At 65.2% G+C, this 19390-nt stretch carries 23 protein-coding genes and 2 pseudogenes; 7 read left to right on the top strand and 18 right to left on the bottom strand.

Translation table 11 applies throughout. The features are described 5' to 3' along the window. Positions 1-12 precede the first annotated feature (12 nt). From lysE to ABQF30_RS16175, 7 genes are all read right to left on the bottom strand, one after another. On the bottom strand, positions 13-612 hold the full coding sequence (gene lysE / locus ABQF30_RS16205; protein WP_448465488.1) for an L-lysine exporter: 600 nt from the start codon (positions 610-612) through the stop codon (positions 13-15). Between the two features lie 149 nt (positions 613-761). After that, positions 762-2423, bottom strand: coding sequence for a thiamine pyrophosphate-dependent enzyme (locus ABQF30_RS16200; RefSeq protein WP_448465486.1), 1662 nt, complete (start codon positions 2421-2423; stop codon positions 762-764). 51 nt (positions 2424-2474) lie between these two features. Then, entirely contained in the window at positions 2475-3962 is a 1488-nt protein-coding gene (locus tag ABQF30_RS16195; RefSeq protein WP_448465484.1) for a tripartite tricarboxylate transporter permease, read from the bottom strand. Then, entirely contained in the window at positions 3959-4555 is a 597-nt protein-coding gene (locus ABQF30_RS16190) for a tripartite tricarboxylate transporter TctB family protein (protein ID WP_448465483.1), read from the bottom strand. Before ABQF30_RS16190 ends, ABQF30_RS16195 begins: the two co-directional genes overlap by 4 nt. Positions 4556-4616: 61 nt before the next feature. Then, positions 4617-5624 carry a tripartite tricarboxylate transporter substrate binding protein gene (locus ABQF30_RS16185; protein ID WP_448465481.1) on the bottom strand — a complete coding sequence of 336 codons (1008 nt, stop codon included), beginning with the start codon at positions 5622-5624 and terminating at the stop codon, positions 4617-4619. 54 nt (positions 5625-5678) lie between these two features. Then, complete coding sequence (locus tag ABQF30_RS16180; RefSeq protein WP_448465479.1) at positions 5679-6764, bottom strand: isocitrate/isopropylmalate dehydrogenase family protein; 1086 nt, start codon at positions 6762-6764, stop codon at positions 5679-5681. A 45-nt stretch (positions 6765-6809) separates the two neighbouring features. Beyond that, entirely contained in the window at positions 6810-7721 is a 912-nt protein-coding gene (locus ABQF30_RS16175) for a 5-dehydro-4-deoxyglucarate dehydratase (RefSeq protein WP_448465477.1), read from the bottom strand. A gap of 136 nt (positions 7722-7857) precedes the next feature. Here ABQF30_RS16175 and ABQF30_RS16170 point away from each other — a divergent pair, with 136 nt between their 5' ends. Then, positions 7858-8763: a LysR family transcriptional regulator gene (locus ABQF30_RS16170; RefSeq protein WP_448465475.1), complete on the top strand. Its 906-nt coding sequence runs from the start codon at positions 7858-7860 to the stop codon at positions 8761-8763. Here the strand turns inward: ABQF30_RS16170 and ABQF30_RS16165 are convergent. Continuing rightward, entirely contained in the window at positions 8760-9734 is a 975-nt protein-coding gene (locus ABQF30_RS16165) for an NAD(P)-dependent oxidoreductase (RefSeq protein WP_448465473.1), read from the bottom strand. The two genes, ABQF30_RS16170 and ABQF30_RS16165, sit on opposite strands and share 4 nt — an antisense overlap. Before the next feature lie 242 nt (positions 9735-9976). Between ABQF30_RS16165 and ABQF30_RS16160 the strand changes: the two are divergent. Then, positions 9977-10131, top strand: a pseudogene (locus ABQF30_RS16160) (acetyl-CoA C-acetyltransferase); the annotation flags it as partial. Between the two features lie 18 nt (positions 10132-10149). After that, positions 10150-10578: pseudogene (locus ABQF30_RS16155) on the top strand (acyl-CoA thioesterase); the annotation flags it as partial. Between the two features lie 58 nt (positions 10579-10636). On the opposite strand, the gene ABQF30_RS16150 reads toward ABQF30_RS16155, so the two are convergent. Then, the gene (locus ABQF30_RS16150) at positions 10637-11317 is read right to left on the bottom strand and encodes a class I SAM-dependent methyltransferase (RefSeq protein WP_448465471.1); all 681 of its coding nucleotides are present in this window, start codon (positions 11315-11317) and stop codon (positions 10637-10639) included. 33 nt (positions 11318-11350) lie between these two features. Continuing rightward, positions 11351-12226 (bottom strand): ester cyclase, encoded by an 876-nt coding sequence (locus ABQF30_RS16145; protein ID WP_448465469.1) that lies wholly within the window; start codon positions 12224-12226, stop codon positions 11351-11353. A 176-nt stretch (positions 12227-12402) separates the two neighbouring features. Here ABQF30_RS16145 and sigJ point away from each other — a divergent pair, with 176 nt between their 5' ends. Beyond that, complete coding sequence (gene sigJ, locus ABQF30_RS16140) at positions 12403-13362, top strand: RNA polymerase sigma factor SigJ (protein WP_448465467.1); 960 nt, start codon at positions 12403-12405, stop codon at positions 13360-13362. 9 nt (positions 13363-13371) lie between these two features. Here sigJ and ABQF30_RS16135 read toward each other — a convergent pair whose 3' ends face one another. From ABQF30_RS16135 to ABQF30_RS16120, 4 genes are all read right to left on the bottom strand, one after another. Beyond that, positions 13372-13776 (bottom strand): type II toxin-antitoxin system VapC family toxin, encoded by a 405-nt coding sequence (locus tag ABQF30_RS16135; protein WP_448465465.1) that lies wholly within the window; start codon positions 13774-13776, stop codon positions 13372-13374. Beyond that, positions 13776-14030 carry a type II toxin-antitoxin system VapB family antitoxin gene (locus tag ABQF30_RS16130; RefSeq protein ID WP_448465463.1) on the bottom strand — a complete coding sequence of 85 codons (255 nt, stop codon included), beginning with the start codon at positions 14028-14030 and terminating at the stop codon, positions 13776-13778. Before ABQF30_RS16130 ends, ABQF30_RS16135 begins: the two co-directional genes overlap by 1 nt. A 74-nt stretch (positions 14031-14104) precedes the next feature. Further along, complete coding sequence (locus ABQF30_RS16125) at positions 14105-14677, bottom strand: Uma2 family endonuclease (protein WP_448465461.1); 573 nt, start codon at positions 14675-14677, stop codon at positions 14105-14107. Between the two features lie 80 nt (positions 14678-14757). Then, positions 14758-15024 (bottom strand): YdeI/OmpD-associated family protein, encoded by a 267-nt coding sequence (locus ABQF30_RS16120; RefSeq protein WP_448465459.1) that lies wholly within the window; start codon positions 15022-15024, stop codon positions 14758-14760. Between the two features lie 62 nt (positions 15025-15086). Between ABQF30_RS16120 and ABQF30_RS16115 the strand changes: the two genes are divergently transcribed. Continuing rightward, positions 15087-15674 (top strand): helix-turn-helix domain-containing protein, encoded by a 588-nt coding sequence (locus tag ABQF30_RS16115; RefSeq protein WP_448465457.1) that lies wholly within the window; start codon positions 15087-15089, stop codon positions 15672-15674. Positions 15675-15736: 62 nt separating this feature from the next. Beyond that, a complete protein-coding gene (locus tag ABQF30_RS16110) occupies positions 15737-16297 on the top strand; it encodes an RES family NAD+ phosphorylase (RefSeq protein ID WP_448465455.1) in 561 nt (186 codons plus the stop codon). Positions 16298-16321: 24 nt separating this feature from the next. On the opposite strand, the gene thiD is transcribed toward ABQF30_RS16110, so the two are convergent. Both thiD and ABQF30_RS16100 read right to left on the bottom strand, forming a co-directional pair. Then, positions 16322-17116: a bifunctional hydroxymethylpyrimidine kinase/phosphomethylpyrimidine kinase gene (thiD, locus tag ABQF30_RS16105; RefSeq protein ID WP_448465453.1), complete on the bottom strand. Its 795-nt coding sequence runs from the start codon at positions 17114-17116 to the stop codon at positions 16322-16324. Between the two features lie 30 nt (positions 17117-17146). After that, positions 17147-17554 carry a pyridoxamine 5'-phosphate oxidase family protein gene (locus ABQF30_RS16100; protein ID WP_448465451.1) on the bottom strand — a complete coding sequence of 136 codons (408 nt, stop codon included), beginning with the start codon at positions 17552-17554 and terminating at the stop codon, positions 17147-17149. A gap of 153 nt (positions 17555-17707) precedes the next feature. On the opposite strand from ABQF30_RS16100, the gene ABQF30_RS16095 reads away from it, so the two are divergent. Further along, complete coding sequence (locus ABQF30_RS16095; RefSeq protein WP_448465449.1) at positions 17708-18730, top strand: alpha/beta fold hydrolase; 1023 nt, start codon at positions 17708-17710, stop codon at positions 18728-18730. Positions 18731-18748: 18 nt separating this feature from the next. Here the strand turns inward: ABQF30_RS16095 and ABQF30_RS16090 are convergent, their stop codons facing one another. Both ABQF30_RS16090 and ABQF30_RS16085 read right to left on the bottom strand, forming a co-directional pair. Next, the gene (locus ABQF30_RS16090; protein WP_448465447.1) at positions 18749-19132 is read right to left on the bottom strand and encodes a type II toxin-antitoxin system VapC family toxin; all 384 of its coding nucleotides are present in this window, start codon (positions 19130-19132) and stop codon (positions 18749-18751) included. Next, positions 19129-19359 carry a type II toxin-antitoxin system Phd/YefM family antitoxin gene (locus tag ABQF30_RS16085; protein ID WP_448465445.1) on the bottom strand — a complete coding sequence of 77 codons (231 nt, stop codon included), beginning with the start codon at positions 19357-19359 and terminating at the stop codon, positions 19129-19131. The genes ABQF30_RS16090 and ABQF30_RS16085 overlap by 4 nt, the downstream gene beginning before the upstream one ends. Positions 19360-19390: the final 31 nt, after the last annotated feature.

Raw genomic sequence — 19390 nt, 5'->3', positions numbered from 1 at the left:
CGAGCACCGCGCTCAGGAGACCGCCATCCCCACACCGAGCGCGATCATCATCACCGCGATCACGCCGTCGAGGATGCGCCACGTCATCGGAGTGGCGAACAAACCGGCGAGTCGGCGTGCGCCGAGACCGAGGCCGGTAAACCACACAGCGCTGGCCACCACTGCGCCAGCGCCGAAAAGCCAACGCTGCTCGCGTTGTTCGTTGGCGATCGTGCCCAGCAACACGACGGTGTCGAGGTAGACGTGCGGGTTGAGCCACGTCAGCGCGAGGCAGGTGACCAATACTTCTGCCAGCCGGGCCGGGCTGCGTTCGGAGGGGTTCAGTGTCGACGGCCGCCACGCGCGGCGCGCCGCGAGCACGCCGTAGCCGATGAGGAAGGCTGCGCCACCGAACTTGGCCACCGTCACCGCGTCGGGATGCGCGGTGATCAGTGCGCCGACACCGGCGATGCCGGCGGCGATGAGGATCAGATCGGACACCGTGCAGACCGCGATCACCGGCAACACATGCTCACGACGGATGCCCTGGCGCAGCACGAACGCGTTCTGTGCGCCTATCGCGGCGATCAGGGCCATCGTCGTCAGGAAACCAAGGACTACCGGGGAGTTCACTCCTAAGACGCTATGGCCGCTCCGGCATCAAGTACAGCTAATGATTCTTCACTTGCATTAGCAAGACTGTTGTGGTGGTAGTGGCACCTCGCGCTCGAGGACGTTGGCTGGGACTCGGGATTGGTCATGGTGATCCTCGTTGCTTCGTTTCAACCCGGTGGGTCGAGCCGGCGGTCGGGGGTGATTTGCAGAGGGTCTGTCCGCACCTCGATGAGTGCGGGGCCGTCGTGGGCGACGGCGGCTGCGAAGGCCGCGGGGAACTCGTCGGTTCGCACTACTCGTGCTGCGCGGGCACCGAACGCCTCGGCGTATTTGACGAAGTCCGGATTTCCCAGCTCGGTCGCGATCACGCGGGAGGGATAGTGATTTTCCTGGTGCATGCGGATCGTGCCGAGGATGCCGTTATTTACGACGATGACGACCAGATCGAGGTGTTCCTTCACTGCCGTCGCGAGCTCGTTTCCGCTCATCATGAAGCAGCCGTCGCCGGCGAACGCGATCACGGGCGTGCCCGGCCGGAGCGCGGCGGCAGCGAGCGCTGCCGGGATTCCGTAGCCCATGGCGCCGTTGTGCGGGGCCAATTGCGTTGCGTGCCGGCGGAAGCCGAGGAAGCGCTGCAACCAGACTGTGTAGTTGCCGGCGCCGTTTGTGAAGATCGCCTCGTCAGGCAGCGCGTCACGCATGTGTCGCACGATGGCGGCGAGGTCGACATCGGCCCCGCGCGCGCCGGGGGGCGTGGCGTACTCCTGTTGGATGCGCCGCAGCGATCGCGTCCACTCGGCACGCGGTGCCGAGGGCTCAAGGGCCACCTCGGAAAGGGCCTGCGCGAGCGAGGCGCTCGAGCTCAACAGCGCTTCGTCGGGGATGAGGGCGCGCGTCACCTCGTGCGGATCGTCGGTGACCACGACGATTCGCCGGTCGGTGCGGCTGGCAGGCGTGAGTGAGAAGCTGTCGGTCGTCGGGTCGTCGAGGCGGCAACCGAGGGCGACGACGAGATCGGCGCCCTCGGCCTTGGAGCGTAGCGCCGCCGACCCGCCGAGTCCGAGGTATCCCACATAGCTCTCGCTGCGATTGTCGATCGCATCCTGATAGCGGAACGCCGCGGCGACGGGCAGCGCGCCGCGCTCCGCAAAGGCGCGCACGAGTTCGCCGGTGCGCTGCGTCCACTTCGGCCCCCCGACGACGAGCAGGGGGCGCTCGGCCCCTTCGAGCATCGCGGCAAGGCGCGCCGCGATGTCAGGAGTCGCTGCGGGCGACACCGGGGCCGGGGCCCGGGTCGGCGCCCGCTCTGAGGACTCGAACAACACGTCCTCGGGCACCGAGACGACCACGGGGCCCGGCCGGCCGGCGGTCGCCACGTCGAACGCGCGCGCGACGACCTCGGGGATGCGGTCGACATCCGTGATCTCAACGACGAGCTTGGCGGTCGTGCCGAAGACCGCCCCGTAGTCCATCTCCTGAAAGGCCTCGCGACCCTTGGCCGCACGCGCGATCTGTCCGACCACGAGCAGCAGAGGCGTGCCGTCCTGAAACGCGGTGTGCACGGCAATCGCTGCGTGCATCGCACCAGGACCGCGTGTTACGAAGCACACCGACGGCCGTCCCGTGAGCTTTCCCGCCGCCTCGGCCATGTTGGCTGCGGCGGCCTCGTGGCGAGCGGTGATGAGCCGCGGCGTGCCCTCCCGCCCTGCGGCGTCGACGTTGTACAGCGCGTCGAGAATGGGCAGAAAGCTCTCGCCCGGTACGCATGTCATGAGGTCGACTCCGTGTACAAGCAGGGAGTCGACGAAGAGTTGTCCGCCGGTGGGCACGTGCGCCTGGCCTCTCGGTGTGTTGTGTGCGGTGGATGCGGACGCGGGCCGTCAGACGGTCTCGCGAGCGGGCTTGGATCGCCGAATCTTCAGGATCGCGACGGTCGTGACGGCGATCGCGAGCACTGTTCCCGAGACCGGCCGCGTGATGAAGACGAAGGGATCCCCTTGCGACAGGATCAGGCTCTGCCGGAAGGCGGACTCAATCTTGTCGCCGAGGACGAAGGCGAGCACGGCCGGGGCGAGCGGAAAGTCGAGCAGCTTGAACAGGCAACCCAGGAGCGCGAAGACCCCGAGCAGCATGACGTCGTAGATGCTGCGGTTCACGCTGTAGATGCCCACGATGCTGATGGCGATCACCAGCACTCCGAGGATGTCAGCCGGGATCTTCAAGATCTGTACCCACATGCGCACGAGCGGGAAGTTGAGCACGAGCAGGATGACGTTGCCCACGACCATGCTCGCGATTACGCCCCAGACCACGTCGGGAGCGTCGGCGAACATCGCCGGTCCCGGAGTGACGCCCTGGATCATGAAGGCGCTCATGAGGATCGCGAGGGCGGCGGAACCGGGGATGCCGAGCGTGAAGAGCGGCACGAAGCTCGCTATCTCGAACGACTTGTTGGCGGTCTCTGGCCCGGCGACGCCCTCGAGGGCGCCCTTGCCGAACCGCTTGGGTTCTTTGGCAATGCGCTTCTCGGTTGCGTAGGAGGCGAAACTCGAGACGGCCGCAACCATGCCGGGGATCAGGCCGAAGAGAAAGCCGACGACGGCGCCGCGGAGCGTCGGTCCAGCCGCGACCTTCAGGTCGGCCTTGCTCGGGTTCAATCGTTCGATCTTGGCGATGAATTGCGGTCCGTGTCGGCGCCCGGCCGAGAGCAGCACGTCGGAAATTCCGAAGAAGCCCATGATCACGGCGAGAAGAGGCACGCCGTCGAAGAGGTCGTTCTGTCCCATCGTGAACCGGACGCTGCCTTGCACCGGGTCGGAGCCGATCTGCGATATGAAGAACCCAAACGCGATCATGATGAGGCCCTTGACGAGCGACTTGTCGATGAGGGCAACGACGAGGCACAGCCCGAGGATCATGAGCGCGAAGTACTCGGGGGGGCCGAGGTGAATCGCGAGCTTGCTGAGCGGCAGCGCGGCCACCGAGAGCGCGATCACCGCGAGGATGGCGCCGCAGAACGACGAGATAGCCGAGACACTCAAGGCGATTCCCGCGCGCCCCTTGCAGGCCATCGGATACCCGTCGAAGGCGGTCACGACCGACTCGGACTCGCCGGGCACGTTCATCAGGATGCTCGTGATGCGACCACCGTATGCCGCCCCGTAGAAGATGCTGGCGAGCATGATGATCGCACCTGCGGGCGGCATGAAGTAGCTGAGCGGGATGAGCAACGCCATCCCCGCGCTCTGTCCGATTCCCGGGAGCACGCCGACGAGCATGCCGACGAGGCAGCCGATAAGGGCGAAGAGGAGGTTTTGCGGCGTGAGCGCGACGGTGAAGCCGTGCAGAAGTCCTTCGAGGGAGTTCATGGGTTCATCCAGCTGAGGAGTGGGAGCGAGGGACCCGGAAGCGCAACTCCGAGGAAGATCCCGAATCCGTAATAGATCGCCATCGCAGTGGCCAAGGTGAGGATGAGGGAGAGCCAGAGGCCGCGGCGAGCCACGAGCATCATCATCGCGAACATGAAGATGGTGAACGAGACGATGAAGCCGAGGTGCTCCATGACGAGCACGAAGGCGAAGAGCAGCGCCGCGGCCGTAGCGAGTCGCAGCCACAGGACGCTCGTGAAAGTCTCTCGCTCGAGCAACTGGATCTCTTCGTCATCGACCTGAAGGAGGTCGACGACGTCACCGGGCGACGCCGGGTCGGGTTCGGAGGCCAGGGCGCGTCGCAAGTGCACGGCGCTGGTGACGGTGCCGATGACGCCCAACACAAGTAGGGCGCCGCCCGAGATGAGCGGGAACATGCCCGGCCCGACGCCGAGGGCGTTTCGGAGTCCGAGTCGCACGGACTCCGCGACGATGAGGGCGCCAAGGACGGCGATCGCCGCCATCGTTGACACCTCGACGATGGCGAAGATCCGTGCCTCGCGCTCGGCGCCAGAACCTTGGGTGTCCGGCATCGGCGCCGTCCCTTCCTGTCGGTTCCGCCCGGCCGTGTTCCCGACTGCCGAACTCACGGTGTCAGCCTTGCGAGCGGAACGCCTCGATAAGCGCGCCGATCGAGTTGTCGAAGCTCTCCCACATCGCCTCGACGGCTGCCGCGTCCATGTAGTTGAGATCGAGCAGTCGCTCTTGCGCCTTCGCCTGGTAGGCGGGGACCTGCATGGCGGTCTCGAGTGACGACGAAAGCGTGTCGACGATCTCCTGCGGGGTGCCTGCGGGCGCGAGGAGGATGCGGTTGGTGGCCATGATGGCGTCCGGGTAGCCGATTTCGGCGAGTGTGGGCACGTCGGGGAGACCCTTGAGCCGCTCGTCGGTCATGACGCCGAGGATGCGCATGGAGCCGTCGGCTGCTGCCGCGGTGAGCTCGGAGACGGGCTGCACCTCGAGGTCCACGCTGCCGCCGAGCACGCTCGTGCGCAGTTGGCCACCGTCGTCGAACGAGGTCCAGGTGAACTTCGCGCCGGTCGACTCCTGCAGTTGCAGCAGGCCGAGGTGGGCTGCTGCGAGCACGCCGTTGCTGCCTGAAGTCACCGAACCGGGGTTCGCGGTGGCAGCGTCGATGACGTCCTTCATGGACTTGAACGGGCTGTTTGCGGCCACGCCGAGGGCGACGGGGTCGGTGTCGTGATTGGCAATTGGTACGAAGTCGTCCCGGGTGAACGTCGCGCCGCGCTCGGCGTCGAGGTACATCGTGTTGAGCGCGGGCAGCGGCTGGAACGCCAGCGTGTACCCGTCGGGGTCGGCGCCGGCGAGCTGGGTGATCGCCTGCTGTCCGCTGCCTGCCGGGTTGTTCTCGACGACGATGGTGACGCCGAGTTCGCTCTCGAGGCCCGAGGCGGCCAGCCGGCCCGCGAGGTCCGAGCCGCCGCCGGCGCCGTAGGGGATCAAGAGCGTGATGCTCTTGCCGGTGTCTGGATAGTCCGCCGCGCTGTCGCCGGCGTTCGAGCCGGTTCCGCCCGTGCTGCAGCCGGTGAGCGATACGGCCACCGCCACCGCAAGTACGACTGCTTTCCGATGTAACTTCATCGTTACTCTCTTCTCTCGGTGGTCAGTTGGGGACGCGTCTTTCGGTGTTCGGTGTCAGACGTGGCTGATGGCCTCGCCGACGACCTTGGCGAATTCGGTGGTGCTCGCCGCGCCGCCGAGATCTCTTGTGCGGGTTCCCGATTCAAGCGTCGCGTCGACGGCGCGTTCGAGCCGCTGGGCGGCCTCGATCAGGCGCCCGTCCTTGCGACGCTTGCCCATCCACTCGAGCAGCATGGCCGAGGAGAGGATCATTCCGATCGGGTTGGCGATGCCCTGGCCTGCGATGTCGGGCGCCGAGCCGTGAGCGGCTTGCGCCATCGCGTGCTCGTCGCTGTGGTTGAGCGAAGGCGACATTCCGAGCCCGCCCACGAGTTCGCCGGCGAGGTCGGAGATGGTGTCGCCGAACATGTTCTCGGTCACCAGCACGTCGAAGCGCTGAGGATGGCGCACGAGGTGCGCGGTGAAGGCGTCGAACAAGAAATCGTCGACCTGTACGTCGGGGTAGTCCGCGCCGACGTTGCGGCACTCCTCGACGAACATCCCGAAGGCCATGGGGATGACATTGGACTTGTGCACGATCGAGACGTGCTTACGGCGTGTGCTCGCCAGCTCGAAGGCGGCCTTCGCGATGCGGCGGATGGCCGCCCGGGTAAAGACGCCCACGACGAGCGCGATGTCGTCGGTCGGCATGAACTCTCCCGAGCCGTGTCGCATGTTGCGATCGACGTAGAAGCCCTCGGTGTTCTCTCGAACCGTCACGAGGTCGACGTTGTTGGCCACGCTGGGCACGTTCGGGCGATTGCGGCTCGGCCGGACGTTGGAGTAGAGGTTGAAGTGGTGGCGGAGCTCACCGCCCGGCGGTCGCTCGCGGCGCTGATGCCATTCGTCCGGATAGGAAGCGCTGTCGTGCGGGCCGATGAGCCATCCGTCGCAACCGGCGAGCACTTCCTTGTTGCTCGCCGGCTGCGCGGAGCCCAGCTCGGCGAGTGCGGAGGCGCCCATCGGGAGCGGGATCCACTCGATCGCGGGAGCGCCGACGGCCTCGACCGCGCGATCCACGGTGAGGCGAGCGGCCGGCACGATCTCCGGGCCGATCCCGTCGCCGAGCATGATGCCCAGCCGATATGGTCCGTCGTTCATTCAGTTGCCTTTCTTTCTAAAAGCGGACGAGCGTGGTCGGGCGGCTCAGGCCGCGGCGATGAGGTCTGCGAGGCGGCCGTATTCGTCGTCGTCGAGGTCGACGAGGGGAAGACGCACCGGGCCGGCGCTTCGGCCGACCGCCGTCATACCGGCCTTCACGATCGAAACGGCATACCCCGCCCGGCGATCTCGGATGGCGAGGAACGGCACGACGAAGTCGCGCAGTCGGCGGCGGATGTCCTCATGGTCGCCCGACCGCACTGCGGCGTGGAAGTCCATGGCCCACTGCGGCAGGAAGTTGAAGATCGCCGAGGAGTAGCTCGAGCACCCGACGCCGAGGTAGGCGGTCGCGTTGATTTCGGCGGTGGGCATACCGTCGATGTAGACGAGCCGGTCGCCGAGCGTGCTCGCGAGCGTGCTCATGAGGTCGATGTCGCCGATACCGTCTTTGAAGGCAACGAAATTGGGGCACGCGTCGGCGAGTTCGCGAACACTCGCGGCGGTGAAGCGAGCGCGGTCCCGGTGGTACACGAGCACGCCGAGGTTGGTGGACTCGCAGACGCGCTTCACGTGTTCGACGAGGCCGCGTTGGTCGAACTCGGTCAGATACGGCGGAAGCAGGAAAAGACCGTCGGCGCCCGCGGCCTCGGCGTCCTTGGCCATCTCGATGGCCGTTGCGGTGCCGTAGCCTGCCGATCCGAGGACCGCGCTGTGCTGCGGCGCGGTTTTGACGCCTACCCGCATCACCCGTGCGACCTCGTCGAGGGTCAGCGAGAAGAACTCTCCCGTACCGCCGGGCGAGGTCATGGCCGCCGGGCGGTATTCGGCGAGCAGTTCGAGGTGCGCGCGATAGCCGGTCTCGTCGAATTGCAGGTCGGCGGTGGCGTGGGTGACCGGGAAACAGGCGAGGCCTGAGGCCAGCTGTTGTTGAAGTTCGACAGGCGAGAACCGAGTCATGGGCACTTTCGAGGCGATATCGCGGAGTTGGTCAATCGCCGGGTGACCGGCGCCTCGATTACGCTAGGCGGGCGAAAAAGTGATGTCGAACACCGTTTTTGGCTTGATCTATACCCTGATGGCATAGAGTCGCGCGGTGTACACGTTCGAACAACTGCGCGACTTCGTCGCCGTCGCCGAGGAGCAGAGCTTCAGCAAGGCCGCGGCCCGGCTGAATATGACGCAGCCTCCGCTGAGCCGGCAGATTCAGCGACTCGAGGCGGCGGTGGGGTTCCAGCTCTTCGTGCGGACCTCGCGAACGGTCACGCTCACACCGGCCGGCCAGATCTTCCTGACCGAGGCCCGGCGGATCCTGCAGATGGCCGACGCCGCCGCGCTCATGGCCCGTCGCGTCGCCCGCGGGACCGCGGGGCGCATCCGTGTCGGGTTCACGGCGGTCGCGGCGCTCAACGTCTTCGGCGACTGGATCAGAGCCGTGCACCGCGAACTGCCCGACATCGACTTCGTGCTCACCGAGATGGTGTCGTCCGTGCAAGTCGACGCCCTGCTGGCCGGCGAGATCGACGTGGGTTTCATGCGCGGGCTGCCCACCTCCAACGTGCTGGCGGGCCGACTGGCCTTCAGCGAACGGTTCGTGGTGGCCGTTCCGGACGGGCATCCGCTCACCGAACTCGGGCGCGATCCACTGCTCGCGGAAGTGGCGGCCTACAACATCATCACGTACAGCCCCGCGCCCTCACGGTACTTCCACGAGCTCGTCGTCTCGCTCTTCCTAAATGCAGGCCACACAACGGATTACGTGCAATACGTAAGCCAGGTCAACAGCCAGTTGGTGCTCGTGGACGCGGCCATCGGCATCGCGCTCGTCCCGCGTTCCGCCTCGAGACTGCGCCCCCCGCGCGTGAGGTTCCTCGAGATCGCCGACCTTCAGGAGAAGCTCGTCGAGCTGCACTGTGTGTGGCGCGCGGACAGCACGAACGTCGCGATGCCCGCCGCCCTGTCGCTGCTCGATCGCGTCGTCGACGAGTACGAGGCCGTTTAGCGCAGCGTGACGTCATCGACGCCAGTTGTCTCGGCTCCGCCGAGCGCGTCCAGCAAGCCCTGCGCTGCGAGCACGCCGGCTCGGCGCTGCGCCTCCTCGGTGCGCCCCGCCCGATGCGGCGAAGCGACCACCTTGGCGCCCTGTGCGAGTAGCGGATTGTCCGCTCTCGGAACCTTGTCGGCCCAGACGTCGATGCCCGCGCCCGCGAGTTCGCCGGCTTCGAGCGCGTCGGCCAGGGCCGCCTCGTCGACGACGCCGCCGCGCGCGACGTTGATGAGCACGCCGTCGGGTCGCATGGCGCGGAATTCCTCTGGACCCAGCATGCCCCGTGTCTCGTCCGTGAGCGGCACGTGGACCGTAACGACGTCGCACTGGTCGAGAAGCTGATGCAGACCGGTCAGGGGTGTGATGCCCATCGCGCGGATCTCGTCGGGGCTGCGGCGTGGATGGTAGGCGAAGACGTCCATGAGGAAACCGTCGCGCCCGATGCGCGCCACCTCGGTGCCGATGGCGCCCAGGCCGACCAGGCCGAGTCTCTTCCGCGAGAGCTCATGAGAGAGCGAGCTCTCGCGGAACTCGAAGAGGTCGGTTCGGCCGCTGCGGGACGTCGCATCCCAATGGGGGATCGCCCGATAGACAGCGAGGAGGAGAGCGAAGACGTGTTCAGCGACGCTGCGAGAGTTCGCGGATTGCGGGATGAGCACGGGGATACCGCGTGCCCGGGCTGCGTCGACGGGGATGCTCTCGTAGCCGGCGCCGGCGCGGGAGATGCCACGCAGCTTCGGTGCTGATTCGACGACGTCCCTGCTCACTCCGCCGTAACGGAGAAGGAGGCCTTCTACGTACGGAAGGACGGCGTCGAGTGTCACGGCTTCGGGGCCGAAGCCGACGCTGACGTCGGCAGAGGCGCGCAACAATGCGAGAGCGTCCTCGTGAATCGGCTGCGTCACATGGACGTTCGGTCGAGACACAGTCACAAGGCTACATGCGCGCCGAAGCAGGCCCACGCGCGCCGCGGCACTCTCGAAGCATCTGCGACCGATGATGCAATTTAGGACGCCCTGACCAGCTGGGAGGCGATGTGGCGCTCCGAGTGAAGGCATCTGGATACGACCCCCGGCCCCGCGCATCTACGCGCATCGGCCGATGGTTTTGCACCGCGCCAGGCTGGCCCGCTCACACCGGCATTCACCGAGCGCAGCGTGACACCAAAAATTCGTCTCAGATCTCCGACGGCGCAGCGCAGTGCTCTTCATGTCCGCCCGAGAGGCGTCAGCGCTGCGGTCTCACGCCAATCGCACGGGTGCACACCCCCACGGGGCTAGCCCACTGTTCATGCTGACCGCTCCAATTCCGGCCACGGAGAAATAAGTTCGATCCTGTCTCTCGGGGAATGTCCATGGCGGGCGCCCCTGTTGAAGCTCCTCGACCAAGTGGCGTACACGTCTGCAGCCCAGTACTCGCGCTCATACGTTGTCGCACTTTCCGTTGACAGGGTGGTCTTCCGTGAGCCCGTCCATGTCGGGAACTGGTCGCCTTTTCGGCGTCGGTGAACTACACCGGACGTACGTCGATGGAAGTCGGCATCCGCATCGACGCCGAGAATATCGAAACGGACGATCACCGTCACATGAACAGTCCTACTTCACCATCGTGGCGATGGACGCTGCCGGTCAAGCACACGCCGTGACTCCACTGGTCCCCGCCACCGACGTCGGCTGGCAGCGTTACGAATCGGCCGGCAAGCGGCGCAGCGCATTCCGTGATCTGGGGCCGCCTCAAACGCCTGGACCGCGCGATTCCCGCTCGGTGTGACAAGCGTCCTCCATGGAGGCGTTCGGAATCCCTCACTTTAGCGCAATCCACGCAACCCTCAGCCCAGGTGCGCGGTAAGCAGGATTGCCGGCAGAGACTGGCGGCCGTTGGGCTCATCTCTGAGATCGGCCATCGGAAACATGTTTTCGATGCCTTCGGGAAATTCGGCGTGGATGCGCGCGGGCGTGATGTCGTCGATCACCCAGTAGCTCGCCATGATCTCGCGCAGCTCATCTTCGGTGACGGCGTTGGCGGGAAGGTTGTCGGGCAGGCGCGCCTTGTCGAAAACCAGGACGAAGTACGACGCTGCTGGCGCGGCGGCACGCACGATGGACTGCAGGTAACCCTCGCGAGCCTCGACGGGAATGGCGTCGAACACCGAGCTGTCGACGATGGTGCCGAACCGGCCGTCGTAGCCGGTGAATGCGCTGATGTCGGCAACCTCGAAGCTGGCGTTGGTCAGGCCCCGCCGTTTGGCTTCGGCGGTGGCGAGCTTGATGGCAGTGGGTGACAGGTCCAGCCCGACGGTGGTGAACCCCCATTCAGCTAGATGCAGCGAGATGGCGGCCTCACCGCAGCCCAGATCGAGTACGTCGCCGTGGAACTTTCCCCGCCTGATCAGCGCGGCGAGCTCTGGCTGCGGTTCGCCGATGCTCCACATGGGTTTTGTTCCCGCACCCGTCTCTGAGTTCTCGCCCCGGTAGGCAGATTCGAACATTTCGGCTGTCGGTTCGAACATGACGGTGTGGCTCCTTCGTTGCGGGGCGGGCGACTAGGCGGGTATCGCACCGAGTTGACGCAACTGGGAGTAGACGTCGACGACGCCCCAGATTTCAGTGACTTTCCCTTCGGTGAACCGGGCGATGAAGATCTCGTTGTAGTTGACGGTTTTTCCGGAGGGGGGCAGACCGCGGTAGTCGCCTTGATGGGTCCCCGTGACCGTGTTTCGGAGGACGACTTTGTCGTGGTGCGCGATGGCGTCGTTGACTGTGACGTGGATATCGGGGAATGCCTGCAAGAGGACGGCCCAAACCTGCTTCATCGCTTGCGGTCCCGATCCGTCAGTGGGTGCCGGCGAGTGAAAGATCGCATCTGGTTGGAAGGTTTCATCGATCAACGTGGAGATCCGCTGTAGGTCACCGCTGTTGGCGGCATCGGTGAACCGCTCGAAGGTGGCGATGTTGGTGCGTTCTTCGGGCGTGACCATGGTGCTCTCCTTGGGGACTACTTGGTGGGTGGACTGATTCGCGTGGTCTGGAATGGCCGTGTGACCGCTCGGCGTGAATAGACCTGAACTGAAGACGGCAACTGCGGCGGTGAGGGCGGCGAGGATGGCGGGCGCTGCGGTATGGGTGAGTTCGTGGCGGCGCAGATGCACGATCACCGCGCCGGCCATCAGGACCGTGAGCCCGACGGCTGCCGCCAAACTCACTGCGGGCCAGATGCCGAAGACCGGCGGGGCGATGAGTCCGATGGCCCCCAGACACTCTGCGGCGCCTATCCATCGGATCTGGGATCGCGTGAAGTCCGCAGCCCATCCGTACCCGCGGGCAAGGAGCTTTTCGCGAGATTGAATGACCTTCATCGCGCCGGAAGCGAAGAATGCCACGGCCAGTACGGCGGTGACGATCCAGACCACTGTTGACATCGGTTGATCCGCCTTCTGGTCGTTGAACGGTTTCGTCGGGGTGCTCCTAACCATTTCGACGACACAGCGACGCGATGTGTCAGGTCGAAGTTGAACCGGACACATCGAGGTCGTATTTCGTCGAAGAAGACGAGACCTTGAGAGGTGACGTCCGAAGGAGGGAGACTGGCCGCACGATGATGACCGATCACATGCCGACGCCGGACGGCCAGGATCCCAGCTTGACCGAGGTGATGCGAGAACGGCGCCATCTCATCAACCTGGCCTACCGGCTGCTGGGGTCGGTGACGGATGCCGAGGACGCGGTGCAAGAGACCTACGTCCGTTGGTACGCCATGGAGCCCGAACAGCGCGACGCCATCAAATCTCCTGGCGGCTGGCTGACCACGGTAACCAGTCGGATCTGCCTCGATTTACTCGGTTCAGCCCGGGTGCGCCGGGAAAGCTATGTCGGACAATGGGTTCCCGAGCCGCTGCCCGCGAAAGCCGACTGGATCGGTGCCGGCGAAAGAGCCGACACATCCCATGACGACCCTGCTGACCGCATCACCCTCGATGAGTCGATAACGATGGCTTTCCTTGTCGCACTGGAATCCATGACTCCGGCAGAGCGTGTCGCGCTGATTCTTCACGACGTGTTCGGTTTCTCGTTTCCGGAAGTCGGTGAGATCGTCGGCCGCACAGCTGGTGCGTGCCGGCAGCTGGCTTCCTCGGCGCGCCAGCGCGCTCGCGCGCACACGACGGTCCCAGCCCCGCGGTCACGTCAGGCCGATACGGTCCGGGCGTTCAAGAAGGCCTGGGAATCCCGAAACATCGACGCCCTGCTCGGCCTGCTCGATCCCGACGCGACCGCGGTCGCTGACGGCGGGGGCGTCGCCCGGGCGGCGCTCAGCCCGATCGAGGGAGCTGAAGGTATCGCACAGCACTACCTCGCGCTCGCAGCCCAGATGCCCGACGAGGTGACCGTTGTCGAATGCACGGTCAACGGCCAACCCAGTCTGGCGATGCGCTACGGCGACGCCACCGTGACGGTATTCGCATTCGACATCGTGAACGATCGCATAAGACGGATCTGGGCTGTTCGCAATCCCGACAAGCTCACGCACTGGCAGCCAAGATCTCGTCGCGAACTGTGATGCGTCAGTTCATGGTTGAGTGGGTAGCGCGACTGCGGTGACGTCGGTATGGCGGAAGTCTTCGCCCTTGAACAGCACAGGCTCGCCGCTGATCTTCGCCAGGCCATACGTGAAGCAGTCTCCGTAGTTCAGTCCCGCGCGATGTCGTCCCTTGCCGTACTTGCGATAGGCGGTGCGTGCGGCATCCGCTTGGTCGGCGTGAACGGCAACGAGGTCGACCGCAGCTCGATGGAGCCACAGATCCAACTCTCGCCCGCCGGGTTCACCGAAGCGCGCTTCTATCACGATCGCGGTCTCAAGGTAGGACGCCGTCGACATTATTCGGACGGGGTCGGCTTCAACTGCCGCCTCGAACTGCGCTGCCTCCGGTTCGTTACTGAGCATCGCCACGAGCGCGGATGTGTCAATCACCATCAGGCAGGCAAGCCGCGCTCGTTGTAGGCCAGAATCTCGTCAGCAGGTCGGGTGTCGATCTCCGGCAGGGCTGCGCACCGACGGCGAATCGCGGCGAGCTCTTCTCGTAGTGGATGAGCACCGGCACGGCCGGTCTCGCGAGCAAGCCGTTCACGAAGCGCGACGACAACTGCTTCGGTGAGGGTTTCGCCGGTGCGCGCGGCAAGTTCTCGTGCCAGCCGGTCGGCCTCGGGATCCTTGATGCTCAGCGCCATGTCTAGATTCTAGACGATCTCATAGATTCTAGACAGCTGATGCTTTACCCAGATACGTCCGTGATGCGTCCAGCTCACGGCTGGATCAACTCGGCAAGTGTAAAGTCCAGCGCCAGAGGCTCTTTGGTGCGTACTCGGTCACGGACGAGAGCCTCGACCCGGTGATAGGTCTCGTCTCGGAGCACGTGCGCGAGGAATCGCTCATCAGGGTCGGTGTCGAGATCGACGATCCAATAGTGCTCGATGCCGGCCTTGGCGTACTCGTAGGCCTTCATCACTCTGTCGGTCCGACGAGAACCGGGTGACACGATCTCGACGACGAGAACGACGTCCGACGCGTCGACCCGCACCGGGTTGCGATCCACGACACTGCGGTTGACCACCACAAGGTCGGGGTCGCGCACCGTGGGTGGGAAGCGCGCCTCGACCGTGATCTCCACTTCCTGTAGCACCACCAGCGAGGCAGGCAGAGCCGCGCGGATCTCCTGCGCAAGATTGAATGACACGACTTGGTGCAATGGACGTGGCCGCGGTGTCATGACGATGCCCCCCTCGACGAGCTCCCAGCGACGCGCTTCGTCCAGCTCTAGCGCATCCCACTCTTCGAGCGTCACCAGGTCACGCGGAAACTCGGCCAACCCCGCCACCGTGCACCTCCACATCCCTTTGGGAGCAGGTTACGCCTGCTCGCAGCTCCGCTCGGGACGAAGCACGCACCAGACAACGCCTACTTGCCGGTGCGCTCGCGGTGCTTGCATCCCGGCCAGCAGCAGGGTCGGCGTTGGCCCTCTTCCAGTTCCTCCTGGGTCCGGCGGATGCGGCGCTCTCGAGTCGCCTCCTGCTTGGCATCTTCGACCCAGCAGATGAACTCGTTGCGGGCCAACGGCGTGATGTCTTTCCAGGCATCCAGTGCCGGGGCGTTGGCGATCAGCGCCTTGCGCAAGTCCGCGGGCAGTTCGTGCACCACTCCGCCGGGCACTCGCTGGCTGGTCACCGGGCCAGGGTAACGCCCAAACCTGGGCGCACATAGGGGCACGACAATGCTATTGTGTGCGCATGAGTGGTATAGCTGAGTTGGACGAGATGCTGGCCAGGCACCACATCGATATGACGGGAGAGGACGTTCTCCACGAGCTCGACACGGCGTTTGCGGCGATTCCCGGTGCCGGAGCCGCACCGATTTCGGGGCCGGAATTGAGATTCCTACGCGAGCATGGTGGAGCAGGCGCTGCCGCCGTCGTAGACGACTGGACCGCCGAAGGCGAACGCCAGGCTCGGGCACGGACTGCGGTACGGCAGCTCACCGACGCTCTCGCCGGATCGGTCAGCATCAAGGAAGCCGCGGCAATCCTTGGCATCGACCGCTCCCGTATATCGCGTCGGCTCAGTCGAAATGCATTGTGGTCCTTTGACATCAACGGCAGTCGTCGCATTCCGCGCTGGCAGTTTCTGCAGCGTGACCTGTTGCCCGGGCTCGACGTGATCGTCCCGGCCATTCCCCACACCGCCAATCCCGCTGCCGTCGACTCGTTCATGCACAGTGCCCAGCCGGACCTTGACGATCGAACGCCGATCGAGCATCTCGCCGCAGGTGGCGACGCCACAGCAGTCGCCCAGTTCCTTGCCGACCTCGCTCGCTGGTGAGGCCGAAGTCGAAAGTCCCTCGTACTCCGCCGAATCCGCTCGTCATCGGATCCGATGACGTCTTGGGATACAGCGGAGTGCTGTGGCGGATTCATCGGACCACCGGCGAGCATGTTCTGCCCTGGAACGCGCTGCGCACATGGGGGCCACTGCCCTCGATGCGTTACGACCCGCACCCGGGGCCGCAGCCCTGCGCCACCGGCGACGGCGTTCTCTACGCCGCCACCGATGCCGCGACCGGTCTCGCGGAGGTCTATCAGACAACCCGCGTTGTCGACACGCGCGCCGGCGCTCCGACATTGACGGCCTGGTCTCCCCAGCGACCGCTGCGACTGCTCGACCTTTCGGGTACGTGGCCGCTCCGTAATCAGGCATCGGCGGCATTTCTTGGGGCGCCCAGATCAACCTGCCGGGCGTGGGCTCGTGCGATCTACCGCACTTGGCCCGATCTCGATGGCTTGCACGTCCCGTCGACCATGACCGGCAGGCCGAACGTGGTGCTCTGGACGGCCGCTACCGATTCATTCCCCGCCGCTCCGGCGTTCACACGGCCGCTTTCTCACCCGCTCGTATGGTCGATTGTCGCGGCGGCGACCGCCGAAATCCGGTATGGACTCGTCTGATCGTCGACGAGCGCGCCGCACGGGTCAGCCCGCGCCCTGCCAAACGGCGTCGAACGGCGTGTTTCCGCTGACCCGATCGATGATTCCGGCGGTGGTGAACTGTTTGGCCAGGCGTACCGCGTCGCCGACTTCGGACCCCTTGGCGAGTTCGGCTGTGATGGCAGCCGCCAGAGTGCATCCCGCTCCGGCGACGCGGGCGTGTCCGACTTTCGGGGCGCGCAGGATCTCGGCGTCGCTGCCGTCGAAGAAGACATCGACAGCGTCGTCGCCGGGGAAATCGACGCCGCCTTTCACAACGACGTACCGGGGCCCGAGGTCGGCGATGCGTCGGGCCGCTTCTTTGAGGTCGTCGACCGACGAGATGGCGTCCATGCCGGCAAGAGTGCGGGCCTCGAACAAGTTCGGTGTGGTGACGGTGGCGAGCGGCAGGATCTGCCGACGTAGTGCCGTGTCGGTGTCGAGGGCCGCGCCGGGCTCCTGGCCTTTGCAGATCAGGACGGGGTCGACGACGACGTGTTGCCATGGCTGGCGTGCCAGCGCTTGCGCGACGACGTCGATCGTGGCCGGGGTACCCAACATGCCGATCTTGACGACGCCGAGATCGTAAGCCGATGTCGCTGCTTCGATCTGGTCCGCGATCACCTGCGGTTCAACGGGCACGAAGCGGTGAGCCCAGTTCGCTTTCGGGTCGAACGACACGATGCACGTCACGGTGCCCACGCCGTAGGTGCCGAGTTGTTGAAAGGTCCGCAGGTCCGCCTGCAGCCCTGCGCCGCCGGTGGCTTCGGAGCCGGCTATGACGTATGCGAGGTCAACCACGTCACCGAGCCTACGACAACGTCGACTTGGTCATTTCGTGTAGTCGGTGCTCAACCAACGCTCGGGACGCATCCGGATGATGACCGATGTGTCAGTGAAGTTTTCGTCGGTGAACGCATTGCCCTCGCCGTCACCGAAGTAGCGGATCGCGATGGCGCGCACTTCGGCATCCTGGGCGGGTTCGATCGCGGTGACGTCGCCCTCGGCCGTGACGTAGCGGTAGGGCGGCTGCTCATCTTGCACGGTGATCACGAACCGGCCGGCGGCCCGGATGAGCTTCTCCTTGACCGAACCCGCCTCGGTCCACAGCAGAACGTCGCCACCGGGCTCGTACCCATACCAAATGGGAACTGCCAGGGGTGCACGGTCAGGGCGTTCGACCGCGATCACCCCCACATGGACCGCCGCAAGAAAGGACTGCCGTTCGGTTTCCGACATCGTCGCCACCGCATTCTCCGTTCGTCTCCCTTCCGAACTCGTCAGGGCGCTTGGATATTTCCGCCGACCGCTTCGCGGCCATCAATGGAAGAGATGGAAGCTATCTAAACTGATCGTTGGACGTGAAGACCGGGGGGCGGTCTGATGGTTCTCATGACCGCCATCAGCCGACGGAACTTCGGCCGCATCACAACTGTCGCTGCAGGTGCACTCGCCTTGGCGGCATGCACGTCGGAATCCGGCAGCCCGGCGAACACGCCGACTCCACCCGTCGCGCCCGCGCACAAGCTGGGACCGGTCAAGCAGATCGATGCCGGACTGTTGAATGTCGGCTACGTCGAAGCCGGCCCGGCCGACGGCCAACCCGTGATCCTGTTGCACGGCTGGCCCTACGACATTCACAGCTACGCCGATGTCACCGCTGACCTTGCGGCCCAAGGCTTCCGGGTCATCGTCCCGTTCGCCCGCGGGTTCGGCACCACCCGATTCCTCGCTGACGACACCGTGCGGAATGGTCAGCAGGCTGCGCTCGCCCACGATGTGATCGACCTGATGGATGCGCTCAAGATCCCGAACGCCATCCTGGGCGGCTACGACTGGGGTGGGCGCACCGCCAATGTCGTTGCCGCACTGTGGCCGCAACGGGTTGCCGGATTGGTCGCAGTGAGCGGATACATCGTCGTCAACCTGGCCGCCAACACCCAACCGCTGCCGCCGAAAGCCGAGCAGGGATGGTGGTACCAGTACTACTTCGCGACGCCGCGTGGCGAACTCGGGTACCGGCAGAACACCAAAGAGTTCAACCGGCTCATCTGGCAGAACGCCTCGCCGCTCTGGGATTTCGACGACTCCACCTACGACCTCTCCGCTGCGGCGTTCGACAATCCCGACCACGCCGACATCGTGCTGCACAACTACCGGTGGCGGCTGAGTCTGGCTCCCGGCGAAGCCCGCTACGACGCCGACGAGCGCCGCCTGGCCGCGAAACCGCCGGTCACCGTCCCGACCATCACGATCGGCAGTGACTTCGACGGCGCCGCCAAGGACGGTGCCGGCTACCGCAATCTCTATACCGGCCCTTACGAGCATCGCGTCCTCGACGGCATCGGGCACAACGTCCCTCAGGAGGCGCCCACCGAGTTCACCTCCGCGATTGTCGATGTCGTGCGGATGTGAGGCCCACAACGACGATTCTCAGTGTCTGGCGTCGACAGCATCGGGCAGTGCCCTCAACAGCTTCGCGTCGGCGGTGATCAGCGTGAGCCGCTCCGCGGTTGCCTGTGCGACGAGGAGCGCGTCGAACGGATCTTTGTGGGGTAATGCGGTGATTTCCGACGCCAACGTGTGGCGACGTGTGATGGGTAGGTCGCGCAGACCGGATCGGTCGATGGCACCGTCGAGGTCGTCGGGAAGGGTGAGCTTGCCGAGAGTGGCCTTGATGGCAAGCTCCCACGTGCTTGCGGCGGAGACGAACACAGACCCGCTTTCGGTGATTCGGTCCCGCGTATGGATCCCCAACCGCGGGTTATCTTCGAGCAGCCAAAGGACGACGTGGGTGTCCAGTAACAGATCACTCATTCGAATCCGAACAAAGTGTTGAGGTTGCTGTCGACGTCATCGAAATGCTCTGTGTCGTAATCGAATCGGCCGGCTAATCCACCGAAAACGATGTCGATGCGGGTGTGCGGTACAAGGTCGGCGACAGGCTTGCCGGCACGCGCGATCGTGATTCTCTCGCCGTTCTCAACACGCGTGAGCAGCTGTGACAGGTGTGTCTTCGCGTCGTGGATATTGACTGTCGCCATGTTGGCATTCTATCGGACTTAGTCTAGTCGG

Source organism: Mycolicibacterium sp. XJ870 (assembly GCF_053483975.1).
The sequence above is the reverse complement of the archived record's forward strand: the minus strand, read 5'-3'. Positions and strand labels throughout refer to the sequence as shown.